The 22,223-nt window shown below is 59.2% G+C and carries 18 protein-coding genes and 1 pseudogene; 9 read left to right on the forward strand and 10 right to left on the reverse strand.

Annotation, left to right across the window (positions count from 1 at the left end):
• Positions 1–131: 131 nt before the first annotated feature.
• Both O2597_RS01255 and O2597_RS01260 read left to right on the forward strand, forming a co-directional pair.
• The gene (locus O2597_RS01255) at positions 132–2,408 is read left to right on the forward strand and encodes a Tex family protein (RefSeq protein ID WP_269522356.1); all 2,277 of its coding nucleotides are present in this window, start codon (positions 132–134) and stop codon (positions 2,406–2,408) included.
• Between the two features lie 246 nt (positions 2,409–2,654).
• Positions 2,655–2,879 (forward strand): annotated as a pseudogene (locus tag O2597_RS01260) (helix-turn-helix domain-containing protein); the annotation flags it as partial.
• Here O2597_RS01260 and O2597_RS01265 read toward each other — a convergent pair.
• The 9 genes from O2597_RS01265 to O2597_RS01305 all read right to left on the reverse strand — a co-directional run bounded on the left by O2597_RS01265 (position 2,858) and on the right by O2597_RS01305 (position 16,281).
• Positions 2,858–4,600, reverse strand: a complete 1,743-nt coding sequence (locus O2597_RS01265; protein ID WP_269522357.1) for a diflavin oxidoreductase — start codon at positions 4,598–4,600, stop codon at positions 2,858–2,860. The pseudogene O2597_RS01260 and the gene O2597_RS01265 overlap by 22 nt on opposite strands.
• Before the next feature lie 20 nt (positions 4,601–4,620).
• On the reverse strand, positions 4,621–6,852 hold the full coding sequence (locus tag O2597_RS01270; protein WP_269522358.1) for a molybdopterin oxidoreductase family protein: 2,232 nt from the start codon (positions 6,850–6,852) through the stop codon (positions 4,621–4,623).
• A complete protein-coding gene (locus O2597_RS01275) occupies positions 6,849–8,426 on the reverse strand; it encodes a DmsC/YnfH family molybdoenzyme membrane anchor subunit (protein ID WP_269522359.1) in 1,578 nt (525 codons plus the stop codon). Before O2597_RS01275 ends, O2597_RS01270 begins: the two co-directional genes overlap by 4 nt.
• A 127-nt stretch (positions 8,427–8,553) precedes the next feature.
• Positions 8,554–10,293, reverse strand: coding sequence for a NirA family protein (locus tag O2597_RS01280; protein ID WP_269522360.1), 1,740 nt, complete (start codon positions 10,291–10,293; stop codon positions 8,554–8,556).
• A 13-nt stretch (positions 10,294–10,306) separates the two neighbouring features.
• Positions 10,307–11,167: an ABC transporter ATP-binding protein gene (locus O2597_RS01285; protein WP_269522361.1), complete on the reverse strand. Its 861-nt coding sequence runs from the start codon at positions 11,165–11,167 to the stop codon at positions 10,307–10,309.
• Entirely contained in the window at positions 11,164–12,084 is a 921-nt protein-coding gene (locus O2597_RS01290) for an ABC transporter ATP-binding protein (RefSeq protein ID WP_269522362.1), read from the reverse strand. Before O2597_RS01290 ends, O2597_RS01285 begins: the two co-directional genes overlap by 4 nt.
• A 24-nt stretch (positions 12,085–12,108) precedes the next feature.
• Positions 12,109–13,737: an ABC transporter permease gene (locus O2597_RS01295; protein WP_269522363.1), complete on the reverse strand. Its 1,629-nt coding sequence runs from the start codon at positions 13,735–13,737 to the stop codon at positions 12,109–12,111.
• A 115-nt stretch (positions 13,738–13,852) separates the two neighbouring features.
• Positions 13,853–15,208, reverse strand: coding sequence for a CmpA/NrtA family ABC transporter substrate-binding protein (locus O2597_RS01300; protein WP_269522364.1), 1,356 nt, complete (start codon positions 15,206–15,208; stop codon positions 13,853–13,855).
• 26 nt (positions 15,209–15,234) lie between these two features.
• Entirely contained in the window at positions 15,235–16,281 is a 1,047-nt protein-coding gene (locus O2597_RS01305; protein WP_269522365.1) for a CmpA/NrtA family ABC transporter substrate-binding protein, read from the reverse strand.
• Positions 16,282–16,376: 95 nt separating this feature from the next.
• Here O2597_RS01305 and O2597_RS01310 point away from each other — a divergent pair, with 95 nt between their 5' ends.
• Complete coding sequence (locus O2597_RS01310) at positions 16,377–17,330, forward strand: LysR family transcriptional regulator (protein WP_269522366.1); 954 nt, start codon at positions 16,377–16,379, stop codon at positions 17,328–17,330.
• On the opposite strand, the gene moaA is transcribed toward O2597_RS01310, so the two are convergent.
• Complete coding sequence (gene moaA / locus O2597_RS01315; RefSeq protein ID WP_269522367.1) at positions 17,327–18,331, reverse strand: GTP 3',8-cyclase MoaA; 1,005 nt, start codon at positions 18,329–18,331, stop codon at positions 17,327–17,329. The genes O2597_RS01310 and moaA overlap by 4 nt on opposite strands.
• A 176-nt stretch (positions 18,332–18,507) precedes the next feature.
• Here moaA and O2597_RS01320 point away from each other — a divergent pair, with 176 nt between their 5' ends.
• From O2597_RS01320 to O2597_RS01345, 6 genes are all read left to right on the forward strand, one after another.
• Complete coding sequence (locus O2597_RS01320; RefSeq protein WP_269522368.1) at positions 18,508–19,710, forward strand: molybdopterin molybdotransferase MoeA; 1,203 nt, start codon at positions 18,508–18,510, stop codon at positions 19,708–19,710.
• Between the two features lie 46 nt (positions 19,711–19,756).
• On the forward strand, positions 19,757–20,236 hold the full coding sequence (gene moaC / locus O2597_RS01325) for a cyclic pyranopterin monophosphate synthase MoaC (protein WP_269522369.1): 480 nt from the start codon (positions 19,757–19,759) through the stop codon (positions 20,234–20,236).
• 37 nt (positions 20,237–20,273) lie between these two features.
• Positions 20,274–20,876 (forward strand): molybdenum cofactor guanylyltransferase, encoded by a 603-nt coding sequence (mobA, locus tag O2597_RS01330; protein ID WP_269522370.1) that lies wholly within the window; start codon positions 20,274–20,276, stop codon positions 20,874–20,876.
• The gene (locus tag O2597_RS01335; protein ID WP_269522371.1) at positions 20,866–21,105 is read left to right on the forward strand and encodes a MoaD/ThiS family protein; all 240 of its coding nucleotides are present in this window, start codon (positions 20,866–20,868) and stop codon (positions 21,103–21,105) included. The genes mobA and O2597_RS01335 overlap by 11 nt, the downstream gene beginning before the upstream one ends.
• A gap of 75 nt (positions 21,106–21,180) precedes the next feature.
• On the forward strand, positions 21,181–21,648 hold the full coding sequence (locus tag O2597_RS01340) for a molybdenum cofactor biosynthesis protein MoaE (RefSeq protein WP_269522372.1): 468 nt from the start codon (positions 21,181–21,183) through the stop codon (positions 21,646–21,648).
• 9 nt (positions 21,649–21,657) lie between these two features.
• The gene (locus tag O2597_RS01345) at positions 21,658–22,128 is read left to right on the forward strand and encodes an MOSC domain-containing protein (protein WP_269522373.1); all 471 of its coding nucleotides are present in this window, start codon (positions 21,658–21,660) and stop codon (positions 22,126–22,128) included.
• Positions 22,129–22,223: the final 95 nt, after the last annotated feature.

Consider the following 22,223-nt stretch of genomic DNA (forward strand, 5'->3'; position numbering starts at 1 on the left):
AAAACCTAAGCCCAAGGGTAGACGCCAAAAAAACCCAGGGAACAGACCTGCTTTTGCTTTTCAGCGCCGCCGATCTCCGTATCTTCCGATGCTTTTTTATACACAAACCCGACTCCCCATACGAATTAATCATGCAGAAGACCGAGTTCATCGATAAAATTTCCCAGGAACTGAACTTGAAAGTACACCAGGTCGCAGCAACCGCCACCCTGCTGGCGGACGGCGGCACCGTCCCTTTCATCGCACGCTACCGCAAGGAGCAAACCGGGGAGCTCGATGAAGTGGCGATCACCTCGATCCGCGACCGCCTCCAACAACTGGCCGACGTCCAGTCCCGCCGCGAATCGATCCTCAAGTCGCTGGATGAGCGCAATCTCCTGACCGACGAACTCAAGGGCAAGCTGGCCGGGGCTGAAACACTCGCGAAGCTGGAGGACATCTACCTGCCCTTCCGCCCGAAACGGCGCACCAAGGCGACCATTGCCAAGGAAAAGGGACTCGAACCCCTCGCCCAGTATCTCTTCGAAAACCAGGATGCCAACGATACGGCGGAGCAGGCCACGGCTTATATCGATGCCGAAAAGGAAGTGGCCAATGCCGACGAGGCGTTGGAAGGGGCACGCCATATCATGGCGGAGTGGATCAGCGACAACGCGGATGCCCGCGAAGCGCTCCGCAACTTGTTCTGGAAACAGGGCGTACTGAGCTCCGAAGTCATGTTCGGCAAGGAAACCGAAGGCGCCAAATACCGCGACTACTTCGAATGGAAGGAGCCGATCGCCAAGGCCCCTTCGCACCGGGTGCTCGCCATTCGCCGCGGCGAGAAGGAAGGCTTCCTCTTCCATCGCATCCTGCCGGAAGCGGAGACCGCCATCGGCATCCTGGAAAAACAATTCGTCAATGGCCGGGGCTCTGCGGCCGGCGAGGTCAAGAAAGCGGTCGAGGACAGCTACAAGCGCCTGCTCTCACACTCGATGGAAGCGGAGACACGCCTGCGGGCAAAGAAGGAAGCGGACACCGCAGCGATCCAGGTCTTCAGCGACAATGTGCGTGAACTCCTGCTCGCCTCGCCTCTCGGCCAAAAGCGCATGATGGCGGTCGACCCCGGATTCCGTACCGGCTGCAAGACGGTCCTGCTCGACGCCCAGGGCAAGCTGCTCTTCAACCATGTGCTCTTCTGTACCGGCAGTGCGGCACAGATCGACCGTGCCAAAATAGAAGCCAAGGCCCTGGTCGAAAAGTACAAGGTCGAGGCCATCGCCATCGGAAACGGCACCGCCAGCCGTGAAACCGAGAATTTCTTCCGCAGCCTGGGTCTGCCGGCCAGCATCGCCATCGTGGTCGTCAACGAATCCGGCGCCTCGATCTACTCCGCTTCGGAAGTCGCCCGCGATGAGTTCCCCAACGAAGACATCACCGTGCGTGGCGCCGTTTCGATCGGCCGCCGCCTGATGGACCCGCTGGCCGAGCTGGTCAAAATCGACCCGAAATCCATCGGGGTCGGGCAGTACCAGCACGATGTCGATCAGTATGCACTCAAGAAGCAGCTCGACGACACCGTCATCTCCTGCGTGAACAACGTCGGAGTGGAGGTCAACACCGCCAGCAAGCAACTGCTCGCCTATGTCGCCGGCTTGAATGAAAGCATCGCTGGCAATATCGTCGCCCACCGCAGCGAAAACGGGCCCTTCAAGACGCGCGAGGAATTCAACCAAGTCAACCGCCTGGGCCCGAAGGCCTACGAGCAATGCGCCGGCTTCCTCCGCATCCGGTCGGCGGAGAACCCGCTCGACCAAAGCGGCGTACACCCCGAGCGCTACCCGCTGGTCGAACGGATGGCTGCGGACGCCGGTTGCAGTGTCGCCGAACTGATTCAGAGCAACGTCGCCCGCAACAAGATCAAGCTGGAGAACTATGTCTCCGAAGAAGTCGGACTCCCCACCCTGCGGGACATCATGGACGAACTGGCCAAACCGGGACGGGACCCGCGTGCCCAGTTTGAAGCCTTCCAGTTTGCCGAGGGCATCGAAAAGCCCTCCGACCTCACACTCGGGATGAAGCTCCCCGGCATCGTCACCAATGTCGCGGCCTTTGGCGCTTTCGTGGATGTCGGCGTCCACCAGGACGGTCTCGTTCACGTCAGCCAGCTGGCCGACAAGTTCGTCGACGATCCCAACAAGATCGTCAAGGTCGGCGACAAGGTCGAGGTGACCGTCACGGAGATCGACCTGGAGCGCAACCGTATCAGCCTGTCGATGAAGTCCCGTCCGGAAATCGGCGGCAAGCGTGAGCGCAGCGGCCGCCCCGGCGGTCCCGGCAAGCGCGACAACAACCGCAACGGCGGTGGCCGCCCCCGCCGCGAGGACTTCGGCAGCAACTGGTTCGACGCCGCACTGAACAAGAAGTAAGTCGCGGCAAACCACCCCGCCCTTTTCCTCCTCCGCTAAAGCGACGGCGGACGTGTCGGGCATCCGGCTTCTCGTTGAGACGCCGAGACAAGCCCCTCTCTCCTAATGAAGGGAGAGGCACACACACTTAAAGCTCCTCCCCTGGTTCAGGGGAGGTGGCTGCGCTTGCCGCAGACGGAGGGGTCGCACCACTTAAAACTGGCAGGCTACGAAGCCGGTTACTAGGAGTTCCTCGTCGGTGCACTCCTTAAAGAAGCCCGCGTCGAAGCAGGCGTCACCCAAGAGGAACTCGCCAACGCGATCCACACAAAGAAGTCGGTGATTTCACGTCTGGAAAACCAAGCCAGCGATGCACGAGTCTCCACCTTACGCAAAGTCGCCCAAGCCTTGGGAAAAGAACTCGTGATCGAACTTCGTGAACCGGAAACTGCAGTGGCGGAAGATCCGTCTCAATACACGTCGCGCAGGTAGCGCTTTTCCTTCTTGAGCGCCTCGACATAGGCCTTGGCGTCTTCAGGGCTCTTGCCGCCGGCGATTTCGACCACAGTATGGATGGCCTTGTCGACATCCTTCGCCATGCGGGAAGCATCCCCGCAGATATAGATGCAACCACCCTCTTCGAGCCATGTGTAAAATTCGGCCGCATTCTCCACGATCCGGTCCTGCACATAGATCTTTTCCTGCTGGTCACGGGAGAAGGCGGTATCGAGCTTCGTCAGCAAGCCGCTCTTCATCCACTTGCCGATCTGGTCTTCGTAAAGGAAGTCGCAGGACGCATGCTGGTCCCCGAAAAAGAGCCAATTCTTCCCCTTGGCCGCACGGGCTTCGCGTTCTTCGAGGAAGGCACGGAAGGGAGCAATGCCGGTACCCGGCCCGATCATGATGGCGGGTGCGTCGTCGTTCCCGGTCAAACGGAAGGCTTTGTTGGAATGCAGGTACACCTTGACCGGGGTGTCCAGCTTATGGTCGGCCAGGTAGGTCGAGCAGACCCCCATGCGCTTGCGGCCATGCAAGTCATAGGTCACCTTGCCCACTGTCAGGTGCACCTCGCCCGGATGCGCCTTCGGGCTGGAAGAGATCGAATACAGGCGCGGCTTCAGCTGCTTCAGTGGTGCGATCAGATACTCGGTGGTCGGAAACTTGACCCCGAAATCCACAATCGGGTCGACCAAGCCGCGACCGGCGAGGTATTCGGCGATCTTCACATCATCCGAAACGATTTCCTGGAGCGTTTCATCCTTCGTCAGGCGGGCACAGGCACGCAGGAAGGCTTCGGTCAGCACGCTGACGTCGTAGTGGAAGTGCAGGGCGTCAAAGAGTTGCCCCTCGGACTTATCGGGAAACTGAGTGAGCTCATCCGGCGTGAAGCCCGCTGCTTCAATAATTTCATCCACAAGATGCGCATTGTTTTCCGGCCACACCCCGAGGGCATCCCCCACCTCATATTCGATGCCGGACCCTTCGAGTGAAATCTCCACGTGGTGTGTCGCCTTCGAGGAACCTTGCTTGTTCAGGTTCTCGGATTTAAGCAACTTGGCGGCATAGGGATTCTTCTGGTCAAACTTCGGACCCTCGTCTTCGCTTTCTTCGTCCGCGTCCGGAGCTGCGGCACTGGCGGCAGCGGCGTCCCCCAGAGCAGCCTGCACCTCCGCGATCCATTCCGCATAGGGCTCGTCGGGATCGCCGTCGCATTCGACGGTCGCAGCAACCCGCTTGGCACCAAGCGCTTCCAGGCGTGCATCTAAGTCCTTGCTGCATTTGCAGAAGTCCGGATAGCTGGAATCCCCCAAGCCAAGAACCGCGAAGTTCAAGCCTTCCAGTGTCGGCGCGCCCTCCGCCATCAAGGCCCCAAACAAGGACATGGCGTTGTCCGGCGGCTCGCCCTCGCCGTAGGTGCTGGTGATGAGCAGCAGGTTCTCGATCGACTTTAGATCATCGATGGAGCAGTCGCCCATATCCACAACCTTCGGGTCGCAGTTCGCGGCCTTGAGTGCTTTTGCCGCTTTCTTGCTCACCCCCTCGGCCGTACCGGTCTGGGAACCGAAAAGGATGGTCACCGGAGTGGTCGCCGCCGCCGCGGACGAACCGGAGCTTGAGTCGCTGGAGAACAATCCCGCAAGGTAGCCGTTCAGCCAAGAGCGTTGCTCTTCGGTAAAAGGTGCGGTTTCTGGAATGAAGGGTGCGCTGGTCATAACAATCGCTGGTTGGTTAGTTAGAGTTTTGAAATTTTAACGGCACAGGCCTTGTAGGACGGCTCTTTCGAATAGCTGTCGTAAGCCGGAAAAGTGAGTTCGTTGGTTTGCTTGTAATGCATCGGCATGAAGATCTGGCCGGGCTGCACACTGGGCAGGATCACGGCAGTCACTTCGACCCGCCCACGCCGTGATTCCACCACCAGCTTGCCGTTCGGTTCGAGCCCGAGGGCTTTGGCATCCTCCAAGCTGATTTCCGCATAGGGGTTCTTCGGGTAGAGCTTGCGCAACACATCCGACTTCGCCGTCCGCGTCTGGGTGTGCCACTGCGAGGAAGTGCCCCGCCCGGTGAGCAGGATGACCGGATAGTCCTCGTCCGGCGGTTCCGGCATGGCACGCGGCGCCTCGTACATAAACCGGGCCTTGCCGTCGGAGTGGAAAAATTGCCCGTCCGCGAAGAGACGGCGTTGGCGGTCCTCGCGGGCGACGGGTGCCCCTGCGGACACAGCGTACTTCGATTTCGGATACGGCCACTGTATGCCACCGGAAGCATTCAGCTGCTCATAGCCTTCGATTGCCGAAAAATCACAGGGCATACCCTCGCTCAAGCGGGCGAGGATGCGGAATGCGGCTTCCGGCGAATCCCAGTCCTTGAATAGGTCGGCGCAGCCCCAGTAGTGCGCAATCAAGCGGAAGATATTAAAATCGGACAAGGCTTGCCCCGGGGCCTTGCGTACCTTCCGCACCGGCCCGATGCGTCGCTCCGAGTTGATGAAGACACCGTCCTTCTCCCCCCAACCTGCCGCCGGCAGCACCAGATCCGCGATCTGGGCGGAATCCGTACTGTGATACATATCCTGCACCACGAGGAAATCGAGCTTCTCCCGAATCTTACGGAAGCGGCTCTGGTTGATCCACGAGTGGGCGGAGTTGGTCGCGATCAACCACAAGCCCTTGATCTCCCCGCGGTCCACCGCATCAAGGATCTCGAAGTAGGAAAGGCTTTGCTGATTCGGGATGCACTCGACCGGAATTCCGAGAATCTCGGCCACATGTGCGCGATCGTCGTCGTTCTCGAAATTACGTCCGCCGAGCAAACCGGTCGTATTACTAAAGAGACGCGAGCCCATCGCGTTGCACTGTCCCGTAATAGAGTTGGCCCCCGTTCCCGGCTTTCCGATATTGCCGGTCATCAGCGCAAGATTGATCATCGATTGAGCCAGACGGGTGCCTTCGTAGCTCTGGTTCACCCCCATGGTCCACCAGAAGGAGACACGCTTCCCGGAACCGATCAGTTGGGCGATACGGTCGAGCTCGGCGGCATCGATACCGCTCAACTCCGAAGCACGGTCGAGGCTGTAGTCCTTGAGGAATTCCACGAAGCCTTCGTAGTCGTTCGTATGCGCATCAATGAACGACTGATCCACCAAGCCAAGCTCGACGATCCGGGCGGCCAGTCCGTAGAAGAGCATGAGATCGGACTTCGGATAGATTTGCAGGTGCGTCGTCGCGGCCATCGCGGTCTCGGTCTTGCGGGGATCGACCACGATAATCTCGGGGTTGCGCTGGTTGCGCATCACACGTTGCCACATGATCGGGTGCGCAATGCAAGGGTTGGCCCCCACGAAAACGAGCACGTCGGACTCCTCGAAGTCCTGATAGGTAAAGGGCGGCGAGTCGTAGCCGAAGGATTGCTTGTAGGCGGTCACTGCCGTGGCCATGCACTGACGGGTATTGCCGTCACCATGGATCACGCCCATGCCGAACTTGGCCAGTGAACCGAGAAAAGCCATTTCCTCCATCACGATTTGGCCGGTGCTGAGGAAAGACACCGCAGCCGGTCCATGCTCGGACTGGATGCCCTTGAACTTCGAAACGAAGGCCTGCATGGCTTCATCCCAGGACACTTCACGCAGCTCGCCGTCCTCGCCTCGAAGCAAAGGCGTGGTTGCGCGGTCCGTCGCGCTCAGCGGTGCAAGCGCTTCCCAGCCCTTCGGGCAAGCCATGCCCAAATTGACCGGATAGCTGGTGTTCGCACTCAGGTTCACGGCAGAGCCTTCCTGCAAGTGCACCTTTAAAGAGCAACCCGTGCCGCAATAACCGCAGACACTGTTCACGGTGGCATCCGGCTTGGCGGAGCTGGGCACACGGCCCAAGCCATAAGCGGCCGGCTCTTGCACCAGACGCTCGGTCAATACGCCATCGATGCAACGAAGGCGCATCTGGTCCTTGATGAAATCGACAGTGCTCATGAGGTAATCGATCCGGGCATTTTCGGAGCCGCCACGGCCATGAAGAACAAGGCTCGTTCCAGCAGCTCGCCAGTCAGTAGTAGGAGAAAGCCCAGCCCACCGAGAACCGGTGAACCGGGTACCGCGAAACAAAGCACTCCGGCGATGCCGAAGGCGAAACGCGCAAAGGTGTAAGCCTTCAACGGACGGCGCAGGAGCAATGCGCTCTTTCGTGCCGGGGTCATGCCCCCTTCCGCAGGCAGACGCAATTGCAGGGCTTCGAGTCCGAACTTGAGCGCGGCAAACAGGAACAAAACCACAAACAAGCCGGACGGACGAAGCCCGGTAAATGAAAGAACGCTCAGGAAGCCGGCCAACCCGAGCAGGATCGCGGTCCCAAAGAACTTCCCTCCGGAAACCGGCAAGCGCCAGAAGGGACGCTGGGTGTCCTGGTAAATCATGACCGAACAAAAGGTGCCGACCAAGCCGATGAGCAGCGTGCCGTAGCCGGACAGCTTCTCGATCATCTCGGGAATGAAAGGTAGAAAGGCCGCAGCGGTATAGAGTCCTGCAACCGCAGAAAACCCGCCAAAGACCACGATTTCACGGCTTAGCCAAGACCTGCGAAGGCCTAGGAACGCACGCCATGCACCAAGGGGACGTCCGAGGTGCGAGGTCGAAGCAATCAAACCAAGAGACATCGCAACAAAGGCGAAGACACGAGTGACCGTCGAGGCAGCCCCCTCCCCGGCCAGCAATGCTGCGGCATACAAACCGACCGACAACTGCATGAGCGTGAGCATGAAGACCAGCGGATAGTGCGCGTGCTCCGGATGCAGGGCGTAATTGTCCGAAGCCTCCACGTTCGCGGGGATAAACTTATTGGTTACGTAGCGTGTTGTCGGCTTGGTGTAGGACGGCTCGGGTGCGGCGGGTAGGAAATCGCGCTCGGACTTCGAGCTTTCGAGGATGCCACTTGTATCCACAATAGTGATACTAATTGCTTCCGTCGGGCAGGCCTGCACGCAGGCGGGTGCTTCCCCCTCAGCCAGGCGATTGTGGCACATGTCACACTTGCGCACGATGCCGAGCTTCTTTGAATACTTCGGCACATCGTAAGGGCATTTGAGCACGCAGTATTGGCATCCAATGCACTGGTCATCAAGGTGGCGCACGATGCCGGTTTCCGGATCCTTCTCGTAGGCCAGCACCGGACAGCCGTTCAGGCAGCCCGGGTCCACACAGTGGTGGCAAGCCGTGGTAATCGTCTGGGCATAGGCATCGCTGCCACAGCCACCTTGGATCGTGCCCACATCACGCCAGGTCTCGTTCTCATCCAGGCCGTTCAGGCTATGGCAGGCCGAGACACAGGCCTTGCAGCCCGTGCAGCGGTCCATGTCGACCTTGAAGGCATACTGCTCGCCCGTCTTCGGTTTGGAGAGCGGCAGCAGACGCTTGTAAAATTGGGCCTGCTCCGGTTCCACCGCGGCGCGCTCATGATGCGCAGAGAAGACGGCAACCGGCGTCTGCAAAGTAGCCTGCTCTTGGAGGAGCATCTCAAGCGGTGAATCTTCGACTGTGAGTCCGGGAGGCACTTTACTGGATTGGTGATGTAGCGAAGACGCGAAAGCGACTTCGATTAAGGCCAAGGCATGCAAGATTCGTAGAAGCGACTCTCGTCGCTTCTCTACAAAGCCTTACAAACTGAAGAAAGCATTTCATTTATGCGGCGACCGAGAAGAGGGCTTTGAGCTCGTCCGCGGAATGGCGGCGGGTGAATTCCCAGAAGGTTTCCTGGCCTTCGCGCTTTTCCTGATAGGTTTGCAGGACGCGCAGGAGCAGCGGCTTGAGTTCTTCGAAGGCGGTACCGGGAAAGACTTCGTGGGCGATGGCTTGCTTGTCGTCGACTCCGCCACCAAGCACGACGGCATAGCCTTCGACACTTTCCTCACCCACTTTGACCTTGGCCCCAATCAGACCGATATCGCCGATGTAATGCTGCGCGCAGGAGTGCGGGCAGCCGGTCAGGTGAATATTGATCGGCTGGTCAAGATGGATTTCCTGTTCCAGGAATTCGGCGAGCTGAAGCGCATGGCTCTTGGTGTTACTGGCCGCATATTTGCATCCGGCATTGCCCGTGCAGGCCACAAGACCGCCGGAAATCGTGGTCGAGCTGTAATGGAAGCCGGCCTCGATGATCGCGGCCTTTACGGCTTCGACATCTTCGTCCTTGATCCCGGGGATGATCAGGTTCTGCCAGGCAGTCAGACGCACTTCGCCGCGACCGTATTGATCGGCCAGCTTGGCGATGGATTTCATCTGCTCGGGCAACATGCGACCGACCGGAATGACCACGCCGATATAGTTGTAGCCAGCGGTCTTTTCGTCATACACACCGATGTGGCCGTGTTTGAGCACAGGCAGGCGGGGTTCGCATTGCTCCAGCGGTAGCTTGACCAAATCGAAGGCCACCTTCTGTTGGGTTTCCTCAAGGAACTTTTCCACGCCCCAGTCATCGATCAGATACTTCAACCGCGCCTTCTTGCGGTTGGTGCGGTCACCGTGCTCAATAAAGACACGAACCATAGCGGCGGCCAAAGGAACCGCTTTGGACGGCTCGACCAGGAGCCCGGTGTCGGAAGCGAACTGCTTGTGCCCGGTGATGCCGCAGAGCTGAACGCGAAAGTAGATGCCCGGTTCGACGCCCTGCCCTTCGCCCACACTGACCGCATAGAACGCGATGTCGTTGGTATCGGCACAGACAGAAACCCGGCCGCCGTTATCAAAGGAGATGTTGAACTTGCGCGGCAGGCCGTAGAGGTCGCGGTTGTTCAGGATGTAATGATGCATGGCCTTGGCGTAAGGCAGCACATCAAGCACTTCATCCGGATCGAAGCCGCTGGTCGGGCTGGCCGTGATATTGCGCAGGTTGTCCGCACCGGAGCCCTTGGAGGTCAGCCCGATCTCGTCGAGCTTGGTGAGGACCGATACCGTGTTCGGCGGCATGATTTCACGGATCTGGAAATTCCCGCGGGTGGTCACGTCGGCATAACCGCCCCCCCAGTCTTCCGCGATCTCGGCGAGGCCGGCCAACTGGAAGGACTTCAAGGCGCAGCCGGCAATCCGGCAGCGGAGCATGAAGGAGTCCTGGGCCGGCGCCACATGGAAGAGTCCGTGAAACTTGTAGCGGAACACGTCGCCGCCTTGCGGGAACTGCTTCGCCTCGGAATCACTGACGATCGTATCCCAGATATCGAGACCGTTACGTTCCAGCTTGATCTGTTCTTCCTTGCACAGGTCCTCGACCGGGGTGCCATAGACCGACTCTTCCGCCTCGGCCGGGTTGTCGGTAAACTGGCCGGCCGCATTCTGCCCGAGGAAAGGCATGCTGCTCCGCTGGCTCACGCCGGCAAAGAAACCTTCCAGGTATTGCTTCTGATTGACTGTAAATGTCTCGCCCATGTCAGTCCTCCTTTCAGCTGGCTTTGGCCAATTCAGCGGCCTTTTTCTCTTCTTTCGCCTTCTTCAACAAACGACGCTCTTCCTTCTCGGCTTCGCAGTCGTCGAGGAAGGCAAGCAGACGCCGGCGGTAGTCGTAGAACAGATCGGTTTCGACAATCTCCTCGCGGCTGCGCGGACGTTCGAAATCGATCTCCATGACTTCGCCGACCTTGGCGTGCGGTCCGTTGGTCATCATGCAGATCCGGTCGGACATAAAGATCGCCTCGTCGGGGTCGTGGGTGATGATCATAGTCGTGATCTTTTCCTGGTCCAGGATGCGGAGAATCACGTCCTGCAGCTCCATCCGGGTCAGTGAATCCAGACGGCCGAGCGGTTCGTCGAGAAGCAGCATCTTCGGCTTGAGCGCGATCGCGCGGGCGATCCCTACGCGCTGCTGCATCCCGCCGGACATCTCCCGCGGATACTTGTGCATCGAGTCGGCCAGACCGACCATCGAAAGGGAGGCTTCGACGATTTCCTTGCGTTCCTTCTTGCTCACATGCGGGTAGCTCACCTTCACCCCCAGCATGACATTCTGGAAGGAGGTCATCCACGGCAACAGGCATGGCGCCTGGAACACAACACAGCGGTCCGGACCGGGACCGTCGATTTCCTTGCCGGACACCACGATCCCGCCGTCCGAAATAGGAATGAGGCCGGCGATCATGTTGAGCACGGTGGACTTGCCGCAACCGGAGTGTCCGATAATGGACACCACATCACCGCGCGGCACGATCAGGTTGAAGCCATCGACCACTTTGATCTCGTCGCCAAAGGGGTTTGGGTAGGCTTTCACCAAATTGAAGATTTCTACGTAACGGTCGTCGTTGATCATTTGAAAAAGGTGGTTCGCGGGTTCATCATTTCTCCGATGACACGACGGCGGCGGCCGCGGGCGGGTCGGAGCGGATATGAAGTGAAATCGATCGGCATCACTCTGGGCAGATCGATGATCCGGTCGGCCTTCATGGCCTTCGACTCTTCGTTCAAGCTCACCATGTAGCGGGCGATCTCGTTGCGAAGATGACGAAACTCGGGATTGGTATTCAGCGTGGTCCGGTTGCGCGGACGTGCGAGATTCACCGGAAAGGCCTCATCCAGTGTCGCCTCCGGCCCCATGGTCAGCGGCACGATACGGTCGGCCATGAGCACGGCTTCGTCGACGTCGTTCGTGATCATCACGATCGTGCGGCGATCCTTTTCCCAGATGCGGATGATCTCGTCCTGGATATTCGCACGGGTCAACGCATCCAAAGCGGAGAGCGGCTCGTCGAGGAGCAGGATTTCCGGCTGCATCGAAAGCGTGCGGGCCAGCGAAGCGCGTTGACGCATCCCACCGGACAGTTCGCCCGGCTTCTTATCAACCGCCGGAAGCAGGCTCACCATTCCGATATAACGGCGGATGTGCGCGTCCATCTCGTCCTTCTTCATTTCAGGAAAGACCTGCTTCACCGCCAGTTCGATGTTCTCATACACACTCAGCCATGGCAGCAGTGAATAGTTCTGGAACATGATTCCAAGGCGCGGCGAGGGCTCCTTGACCACTTGGCCGTGGATACGGATTTGCCCGTTATCCGGGGTGAGCAATCCGGCAAGCAGGGAGATCAAGGTCGACTTGCCCGCGCCGGAGAATCCGACCACGGCGACAAACTCGTTTTCCTCCACGGAGAGCTTCACATCCTTGAGGACTTCCGTCCGGTTGTTCGGCGGACCGAAGCCGATGCTGACATTATCTATTTCGAGATAGGACATGTTCGTTGGCAGTAGAGATGTAGCTTAGAGCGAAGTACCGGCACCGTCGAAGGAGACCAGGCGCTGCAGGACGATCATCATGCGGTCCAGCAGGAAGCCGATGATCCCGACCACGAAACAGGCGTAGAGGATGTTCGCAAAAGAGAAGGAGGAACCGTTCTGGTATTCGTCCCAGACGAACTTGCCCAAGCCGTCGGAGGAAGAAAGCGCTTCCGCCGCAATCAACACCATCCAGCCCACACCAAGCGAGATGCGCAGCCCGGCGAAGACCAGCGGCAGCGCGGAAGGAATGATGATCTTGGTCAGGCGGTCCCAGAAGCCGAGACGAAGCACCCGGGCCACATTGATGTGATCCTTGTCGATCGAGGCGACCCCCAGCGCGGTGTTCACAAGTGCCGGCCAGACCGCACACATCGCCACGGTACAGGCGGAGAAAACCAGCGCGGGATTGATGCCGAGTTTGCCGATCACCGGCAGGCTGGCAAAGAAGAGGAAGAACGGGTGCGAATCCGGATCCGGGAAGAAGGCACCGACTACGATCTGGAAGATCAGGAGCCAGACCACCGGAGAGACCGGCTTGAAGATCGAGATGATCGGCGTCAAGCAGGCCATCGCGATACGGTTCAGGCCGCAAAGCACACCGACAGGTATCGCGATAATCGCCGCCATGATGAATCCGACGAAAACGGTAAAGAGGCTGCGCTTGATCTGGGTGTAAACCGTCATGGCCGAGGCATATTGCTGCTCTTCCAAGCGCTCGATCGAACTCTCTTCGCGCAAGACGCGCTTGGCTTCCGAGGAGGCCTTTTTCGCGGTGCTGGCGGTGGACAATTTTTCCTTGCTCGACTCAAGCTTTGCTTCCGCTTCGGCCACCTTCACACTGCGGTTCGAATCCGAAAGGAAATCGACCCGCTTCTTCAGGAACTGGATCTCATCGGCCACGGCATTGACCGACAGACGTGCTTTCTCCAGCGGCTTGTACTTATCGGAGCGGATGGCGTCAATCTGGTCCTTGACCAGGGACTCGGCGGCGCGGCCGGCATCCTTCGCCTTGTCGGCTTCACGCATGGCTGCAAGCAAGGCATCGGCAGATCCTTCGCCGGATTCGATCTTGGCGGCTTCGGCGTCGACCTTCGCCTTGTTGGCATCGTCGATCGCATCGTTCTTTGCCTTCAAGGCATCAAGCTTGGCCTCCAAGGGCGAAATCCGCGCTTCGAGCTGGGCCTTGTAATCCGCTTCGTGCTTGGCGAGCTCGGCTTCCAGAGTCGCGAACTCGGAGCTCTTCGACACGATTTGCTGCTCCACGTCCGCAAGGGCGGCCTCGCGCTCGGCCCCCGTCAAGAGGAAGTCGGATTCCTTCGTCTTTTCGCGCTCACTGAAGGTGTCGTTGATGACGGCCGAGCGGTACACGACATCGGGCGTCGGCACTTCGCCGGACTTGGTCTTGTGCTTGGGTGCAACCGTCCACCAAACGCCAACACAAAAACAAACGAAGATAATCGGAACGATCAGATACTTGAAGATCGCTTCCATTTGCTTCTTCGGCTCCTCGCGGAAGGCCAAGCGAACGATCGGGTCGAAAACCGTGAAACCGGTCACGTCCAGAAAACGCAGGATGCGGTATTTGATTTTATCTGAGGTTTTCTCAGCCATGATGATAACTTTCTCTCTCTGGTTAGTTGCTCGTCTCGAGCAGGGATGCTTCACCCCTGAAGCCCCCTACCCGACGGGTAGGAGGCTGTGGTTCGGGAGTCAGTGAGTCGTTGTCCTAAAGCTCGTCCTTGTAGCCGATCTCGAAGGAGTTGATGTAGCCGATCGGGTCGCGACCGTCGTAGGTCTTGCCGTCAATGAAGTCACTGGTGGCCGGCTTGAAGCCGTCGGACTCCCAGGGGATGTCCGCTTCTTCGATGTAGCCCTCGTCCAGCAGGTGCTTGGCGGCGGCCAGATAGATCTCCGGCTTGTAGACGTCCTTCGCGGTTTCGAAATACCACTCGGCCGGCTTGGTTTCGGTGATCTGGCCCCAGCGGCGCATTTGGGTCAGGAACCAGATGCCGTCGGAATACCAGGGATAGGTCGCTTGATACTTGAAGAAGACGTTGAAGTCCGGCATGGCGCGCTTGTCACTCTTCTGGAAGTAGAAGAAACCGGTCATCGAGTTCTTCAGCACGTCGTAGTCGGCGCCCACGTAGTTCTTCTGCGAAAGGATGCGGCAGGCTTCCTCGCGGTTGACCAAATTGCCGTCTTCGTCCGTTTCATCGAGCCACTTGCCGGCGCGGATCAAGGCTTTCACTACGGCAATGTGTGTGTTCGGGTTTTCCTCGGCCCACTTGGCGGTCACACCGAAGACCTTTTCCGGATTGTTTTTCCAGATATCGTAGTTCGTCACAACCGGCACGCCGATGCCCTTCGCCACCGCTTGCTGGTTCCAGGGTTCGCCCACGCAGTAAGCCACGTTCTTGCCTGACTCGAGGGTCGCCGGCATCTGAGGAGGCGGCGTGGTGGACAGCTCGATATCGCCACCGGTAAAGCCCTTGATGTCAGTGGAGGTGTACATGCCGGGGTTGATGCCGGCTGCGGCGAGCCAGTAGCGGATCTCGTAGTTGTGGGTCGAGACCGGAAACACCATGCCCATGGGCAGGAGCTTTCCTTCGTCCTTGGCCGCTTGCACGATCGGCTTGAGGGAATCGGCGCTGATCGGGTGCTCCGGCGTGTCGGTGTCGAGTTCCGGGTCGTTCTCCTGCATCTGCTTCCAGATGTCGTTGGAGACGGTGATGCCATTCCCGTTCAGGTCGAGGGTGTAAGCGGTGATGATGTGCGCCTTGGTTCCGAAGCCGATGGTCGCGGCGATCGGCTGCCCGGAAAGCATGTGGGCGCCGTCGAGCTCGCCGTTGATCACATTGTCAAGCAACTGCTTCCAGTTCGGCTGGGCAATCACTTCAACTTGCAGGCCTTCGTCTTCGAAGTAGCCCTTTTCCTTGGCGATCACGATCGGGGCGCAGTCCGTCAGCTTGATAAAGCCGAACTTCAGTTCGTCCTTTTCAAGGTCGAGCAGCTCGCCCTGGAGCGTGGATGCGACACCGAGAAGCGCGGCGCCGGCGATGAATTTTTGGATACGTGGTAGCATAGTCAGTTGTTTTCAGGTGGTGGTTGTCAGGAGATGACCAGGTTTGTGGCCTGATCAAAAATCGGCTCGCGGTAGACCCGCTTCAGCATGGTGCGCGGCAGGTTCTTCAGCTTGTCGTGCTTCACATAGCGCACGAGGTCTTCGAGCACCCACTTCGCCCGGATGGAATCGGGCCGGTTAACCTCGTCGCCACAAAAGCGGATGAAGGCGCCCGTGCGCTCACTGCCATAGCCCATCGGAAATGTGCCGGACAGCGCGTGCGCCAAGGTGCGGGGGGTGCAGTTCAAATATTCCGGACGGGAAAGGATGTTCAGCATCTCCTTCCGGTTATCGGGGGACTCACAGAACGCACAGGCGGCCTGCAGCACTTCGACCATACGGATGTAATCGCCCGGGCGGTAGCTGTAGAAGCGCTCGGTCGTGGCCAGCACCTTTTCCGGATAGCCGCGGGAAATTTCCTCGCTCGTGGCCGGGCACCAACCCAAGCCCTCTTCGACGGCCAGGGAGTTCCAGGGCTCACCCACACAAAAGCCGTCGATATTTTGCGAGGAAAGATTCCGCACCATCTGCTCCGGAGGCAGCACCGAAATGATGACGTCCTCGTTCGGCTTGATGCCATGGCTCTCCAGCCAGCGGCAAAGAATGAAGTGATGTGACGAATAGAGGGAGACCACACCGAACACGAGTTTGCGCGGGCGGAAGCCGCTCTTGATGTAACGTCGGAGGTCGCTTCCGTTTTCGACCCCTTCCTCGTGCAACTGGCGTGAAAGCGTGATCGCATTGCCGTTCGAGTTCAGTACCAGACCGGTGATCACCTCGGTCGGCACGACACCGATGCCGAGTTGCATGACAAAAGGCATCGGGCTCAGGGCTTGCGCCACGTCCAGTTCGCCGAAAGCCAGCTTGTCGCGAATCGTCGCCCAACCGACCTCCCGGCTCAACTCCACATTCAGTCCGGCTTCCATGAACATGCCCAGACGATCGGCAATAATCAAAGGAGCCGCATCCAGCAGTCGGATGTAACCCAAACGGATTGAAGTGCTTCGTCGAGTGGAGGTCGTGGATTGTGGCATAGAAGATGTCATTTGAATGCCACTTTTAGCATTGACCATACCCATGCCATTAATAAGCCGCGTAAATGTAATCATCCTAAACATGAATTTTGCTCATGATTGAAACCATCGACAGCCGCCAGCTCCTGGCCTTCTGCACACTCGTGCAAACCGGCAGTTTCACCGAAACCGCGCGTCTGCTAAATTTGACACAGTCCGCCATCAGCCACTCCGTAAAAAATCTGGAGGAGGATTTGCGCTGCCAATTGGTCACGCGAACCGGCCGCCGCATCCACATTACCGAGGACGGCGAAGAGCTCTATAAGGATGCGCAAGCCATTCTACATCAAATGGAAGACGCACGCAGCCGGATCCAGGACCGGGCCAACTGGGGACGCGGCAAACTGCGCCTGGGAGCCAGCACCACGGCATGCCAATTCATGCTCCCGAACGTGCTCCGTGAGTTCAACGAATGCTTCCCCGATTGCCTCCTCAGTATCATCCCCGCAGACACCCCCCAGTTGCTCGATATGGTACGGCGGCACGAGATCGACATCGCGATCGTGGTCGAGCCAAACAACACGAATGATGTCCGACTGCGCCCACTTTTTTCGGATGAGCTGATTTTGGTCAGTTCCCCCATTCACCCTTTTGCTCAAAAAGGGACCATAAAAATGGTCGATATTGCCCAGGAGCGTCTGGTTTTGTACAATAAGGGCAGCCTGACCTTTAATCTGGTCGAGCAGTTTTTCCGTCAAAACAAGCTCACTCTGCAGAATTATATCGAGCTCGGCAGCATGGAGGCGATCAAGGAACTGATTAAGATCAACTACGGCGCGAGCTTCCTCGCCTCCTGGATCGTCGAGAAAGAAATCAACAACGGCAGTATCGCCCATATCCCCCTGGGAAAACGTAAAATCGAACGCCGCTGGAGCACCTGCTACGCAAACGAGAAAAAGCTCTCCATCACGGAAGAGACCTTTCTGGGCATCTGCGAATCCGTGGTCTCCACCATGCGTAGCGATCAGGGCAAGGTCACATCCTTCCCCGCATCGACCTCCAAGAGCTAACCGCCGATATAGGACATCTCCACCTTGCCCAGTCGCGGTGTCGCCGCGCTGCGGACTTCCGAATACCGGTCGGAGCGCCCCCGCCAGATCGCAGCCAGGCGTCCAAGCAACTCGTCCTGTGGAAGCGCATCCCCACGCAGCCAGGGCTTGAGGTCGACCCCTTCAGAAGCGAAGAGACAGGTAAAGAGACGACCATCGGCCGAAATGCGCGCCCGCGTGCAGCCCCCGCAGAACGGCTGGGTCACCGAAGTGATCAAGCCGAACTCGGCGGAACCATCCTTGTAGGCGTAGCGCTTGGCCACCTCCCGGGCGGAACTCACATCCACCGGTTCAAACTCGAGCTCCTCCGCCAAGCGGTCGAGTATCTCCCGCCCGCTCACCACACGCTCAAGCGACCAGTGGTTATAGTTGCCGGCATCCATGAACTCAATGAAACGCAAGGTCACCCCCCGCTCCTTGAAATAGCGGGCCATCGGCAGGATCTGCGAGTCATTCGCGCCACGCTCCACCACCATGTTGACCTTCACACCGAACCCTGCAGCCCGTGCCGCCTCAATCCCGGCCAGCACCACATTGGGGCCGATGCCGCGACCATTCATGCGACCACAGAGATCCGCATCCAGAGCGTCCAGGCTGACCGTGACTCGTTTCAGGCCCGCATCCCTTAAATCGCCCACCTTCTCTGCCAGCCTCAGGCCGTTGGTGGTCAGCGCAATGTCTTCAATCTGCCGGAATCGGCGCATGCCTTCGATGTATTTCACCAGTCCGGGACGCAGCAGGGGTTCGCCCCCCGTCAGGCGGATCTTGCGCACCCCAAGCTCGACAAAGGCCTCCACCACCCGGTCCAGCTCATGAAAGTGCAACCACTGGTCCTTGCGCAGAAAGACATAATCCGGACCGAACACTTCCTTGGGCATGCAGTAGGTGCAACGGAGATTACAGCGGTCCGTCAGCGAAATGCGGAGATCGGTCACCCCTCGCCCATGTTGATCCTGAAGCATATGCCTACCTAATGGCGTCAATTCACGCATTTCTGCAACCTGCAATTCATTTTTCGGCTGTCCGGGCCCTCACTCCGGCAGGAAACAACGCGCCATTGCGGCAGCCATTCACACATCCGTAAAAGTCCGAAAAAAACTTTCTACCCCCGAATTTTCGGCTTATATTTTCACCATCTATGAACCCTCTCATTTCCAACGGGGAAGCGCTGGACCGCATCCTCGCACACCTACCCGCCATCCCCAAAATCCACTGCCCCCTGACCAAATGCGCCGGACGCATTCTGGCCGAGGACATCTGCGCCGACCGCCCCTTTCCCCCTTTCGACCGGGCCATGATGGACGGCTATGCCATCCGCTATGATGACATTGCCGAAATCGACCAATTTGAAATCGGCGGCGAGGCGCTTGCCGGGCACCCGCAAACCGGCCTCCATGCCGAAATCGGCTCGGCGATCGAAGTCATGACAGGCGCCGTGGTGCCCAACGGGGCGGACTGCATCGTCCCTTATGAAGCCACGGAGCGCATCGGCGACACACACTTCCGGCTCACCGATCTCGAGGATACCGCCAAGGGAGACTGCATCCACCCCTGCGGGAGCGACCATAAAGCCGGCCAAACCCTGCTCCGGGCCGGCTGCGTGCTGGGCAGCCGCGAAATCGCCGTGGCCGCCACCTGCGGCTACACCGACCTGAGCGTGAGCAAACTGCCCTGCATCGCGATCGCCAGCACCGGCGACGAACTGGTCCCGGTGACGGCCACCCCGGCCGCCCACCAGATCCGCAGATCCAACGACCTGGCCATCGACACCGCCCTGGCCCGCCGGCAATTGCACGCCCAGGAGCGCACGCACCTGCCGGACGATGCCGACGCCTGCCTGGCCCACCTCCGGGAGCTCGTCGCCAACAACACCTTCATCCTCATTAGCGGCGGAATCTCCATGGGCAAAAAGGACTTCATCCCCGAGACCCTCAACCAGCTCGGACTCCATTGCTACTTCCACGGCGTGGCCCAGCGCCCGGGCAAACCCATGGGTTTCTGGGCCAATGACAGCTGTGCGGTCTTCGCACTCCCCGGCAATCCGCTCTCCACCCTCACCTGCCTGCATCACTACGCAATCCCCGCGATCGAGCATGCCATGGGACGCAAGCAGGGCCCGCGGCAGCAAACAGTCGAACTGACCGCTCCCGCCATCGGCCGCGAGAAAATCTGCGTCTTTCTCCCTGTCCAGCTCTTGCCCGACAACCAGGCAAAACCGAGCCCGGCCCGGAATTCCGGCGACCTGTCCGGCATCCTTGAAAGTGACGGCTACATTCTGATTCCAGCCGGCACGAGCACGGCCGAAACCGGCGCGCGCTTCGCCTTCCACCCCTGGCTTTGATTGCAGTTTGACAGATTTGTCATATGCTACCTGTTCTAGCTCAACGATGGAATTCACGCACGTAGATACCGAACAACGGCCGACCATGGTCGATGTCTCCGCCAAGACCGTCACCGCACGCACCGCGATCGCGGAGTGCTTCGTCCGCCTCGGTCCCGGCGTCCTGCAGCAGTTCGCCGCCGCCGGGTGGTCCTCGAAGAAAGGCCCCATCATCGACACCGCCATCATCGCCGGCACCATGGCCGCGAAAAAGACCTCCGAGTTGATCCCCTTCTGCCACCCGCTCAACTTGAAGTCGGTCAAGATCGAGATCACGCCGGCCGATGAAGCCCGCCTGCGCATCGAGGCCCGCGTCAAGGTCAACGACCAGACCGGCGTCGAGATGGAAGCCCTCACCGCCGCCAATGTCGCCGCCCTCACCCTCTACGACATGTGCAAGGCCGTCTCCAAAGATATCGTCATCGAATCCACCCGCCTGATCGAGAAAACCGGCGGCAAATCGGATTTCAAAAGCGAACCGGCATAGCCTTCGCTATCCCCCTCCGATCCAACCTCCTACCACCATGCACAAAGAACTCTACGGACTCGTCCTCGTCGGCGGGGAAAGCCGGCGCATGGGGCGCGACAAGGCCCTGCTCAGCTACGACGGCAAATCCACTCAGCTGGAGCGCACCGCGGATCTGCTCCAAAAGGTCTGCCTCAAGGTGTTTATCTCCCAGCGCAAGGAACAGGCCTTCGAGTCACCGGCAGGCACGGAGGCGATCTACGATTCGATGGAGGACGTCCATGGCCCGCTCTGCGGGATTCTTTCCGCCATGCAGAAGTATCCGGAAGCAGATTGGCTGGTCCTGGCCTGCGACCTCCCGCATCTGGAAATCGCCACCCTTGAAAAGCTGCTGGCCGCCTACCGTAGCCGCACACCGCGACTGACGGCCTACCGTAGCAGTCACGATGACCTGCCGGAACCGCTCTGCGCGGTCTATCCGGCCGGCATGCACGGTCAGCTGTATGACCTGGCCCACAATATCGGCAGGTTTTGCCCGCGCAAGCTGCTCATCGTCAAGGAAGCGGTCCTGGTCGACCAGGAACATCCGCACAGCCTGGACAATATCAATACCACCAAAGAATACGAATCCCTGACACACTCGCCCTTTCATGGAAGTTAAGATCCTCTATTTCGCACAACTGGCCGATCTCGCCGATAAATCCGAAGAAACCCGCCAACTCGGCAGCAGCTCACCGGCGGCGCTCTATGCGGACCTGCAAAACGAATACGGCTTCCCGCATCGCTTCAAGGAGCTCCAGGTCGCCATCAACCACCAGCTTTCCGCACATGCCACCGAGCTCAAGGCGGGAGACAGTATCGCCTTCCTCCCTCCCATGACCGGAGGCTGAAGAAGCGATTCTCATCGCTTCTCTACAGCTCAACCAAAATGTAGCGAAGGCGTGGCAGCGACTTCGAACGACCAGATGAAATTTTCCCTCACCGAATCCACCATCGACCCGCAGGCCTTGCGCAAGGAAATGCTTTCGCTTTCCGCCGGCGCCTATTGCAGCTACGAAGGCTGGGTGCGCGACCACAACGAAGGCAAGTCCGTCGCCGAGCTTCACTACAGCGGCTATCCGCAACTGGCCCCTGCCGTCGCCGAAACCATATTGGAGGAGGCGCGACGGAAATACGACCTTCTGGACGCCGCCATCGTTCACCGGATCGGGCCCCTCCGCACGGGAGAGATTGCCGTCTGGGTCGGCGTCACCGCACACCACCGCGGCGACACCTTTTCGGCATGCCGGTACATCATCGACAACGTCAAATACCGCCTGCCGGTCTGGAAAAAGGAGATCTACACCGACGGGAGCAGCGCCTGGATCGAGAACCACCAGTGCGGCTGCGCCGACCCGCACAATCTCGAACATGTCCACCACCATCACGCCTGAGCGAGCGCCATGCATATCCGGATTAAAGCTATCTACATCTCCCCCGGCCACGACTTCAAGGGCCGCCACGGCAAGGGTCGCCTGAACCACGGTATCCAGCTCTTGGATACTGCCGAATGCGTCGCGGGCAAGGGCATCGAAGGCGATCGCTACTTCGACCTGAAGGAGGACTTCAAGGGCCAGATCACCTTTTTCGACTGGGCGGTCTATGAGCGCATCCGCGAGCAGTTCGCCCTGCCGGAACTCCCGCCTTATGCCTTCCGCCGGAACGTGCTCACTTCGGGGGTGGACCTGAACAGCCTGATCGGCAAACGCTTCAGCATCCAGGGCGTCGAGTTTGAGGGCAGCGAGGAAAGCAAGCCCTGCTACTGGATGAATCAGGCCGTCGCCCCCGGCGCCGAAGACGCCCTCAAAGGCTTCGGCGGATTGCGCGCACGCATTTTAAGCAGCGGCACGCTGAAAGTGGATGTCCCGAGGTAAGGGCGTTCATCGTCGAAATCGCTATCGCGCTTTCGCTACAGGTCGGACCATCAACCCGCATCACGTATCCCGTATCCCGAATCCCGAATCCCGGA

It is taken from the genome of Coraliomargarita parva (assembly GCF_027257905.1).
In the GTDB taxonomy this organism is placed as follows: domain Bacteria; phylum Verrucomicrobiota; class Verrucomicrobiia; order Opitutales; family Coraliomargaritaceae; genus Coraliomargarita_A; species Coraliomargarita_A parva.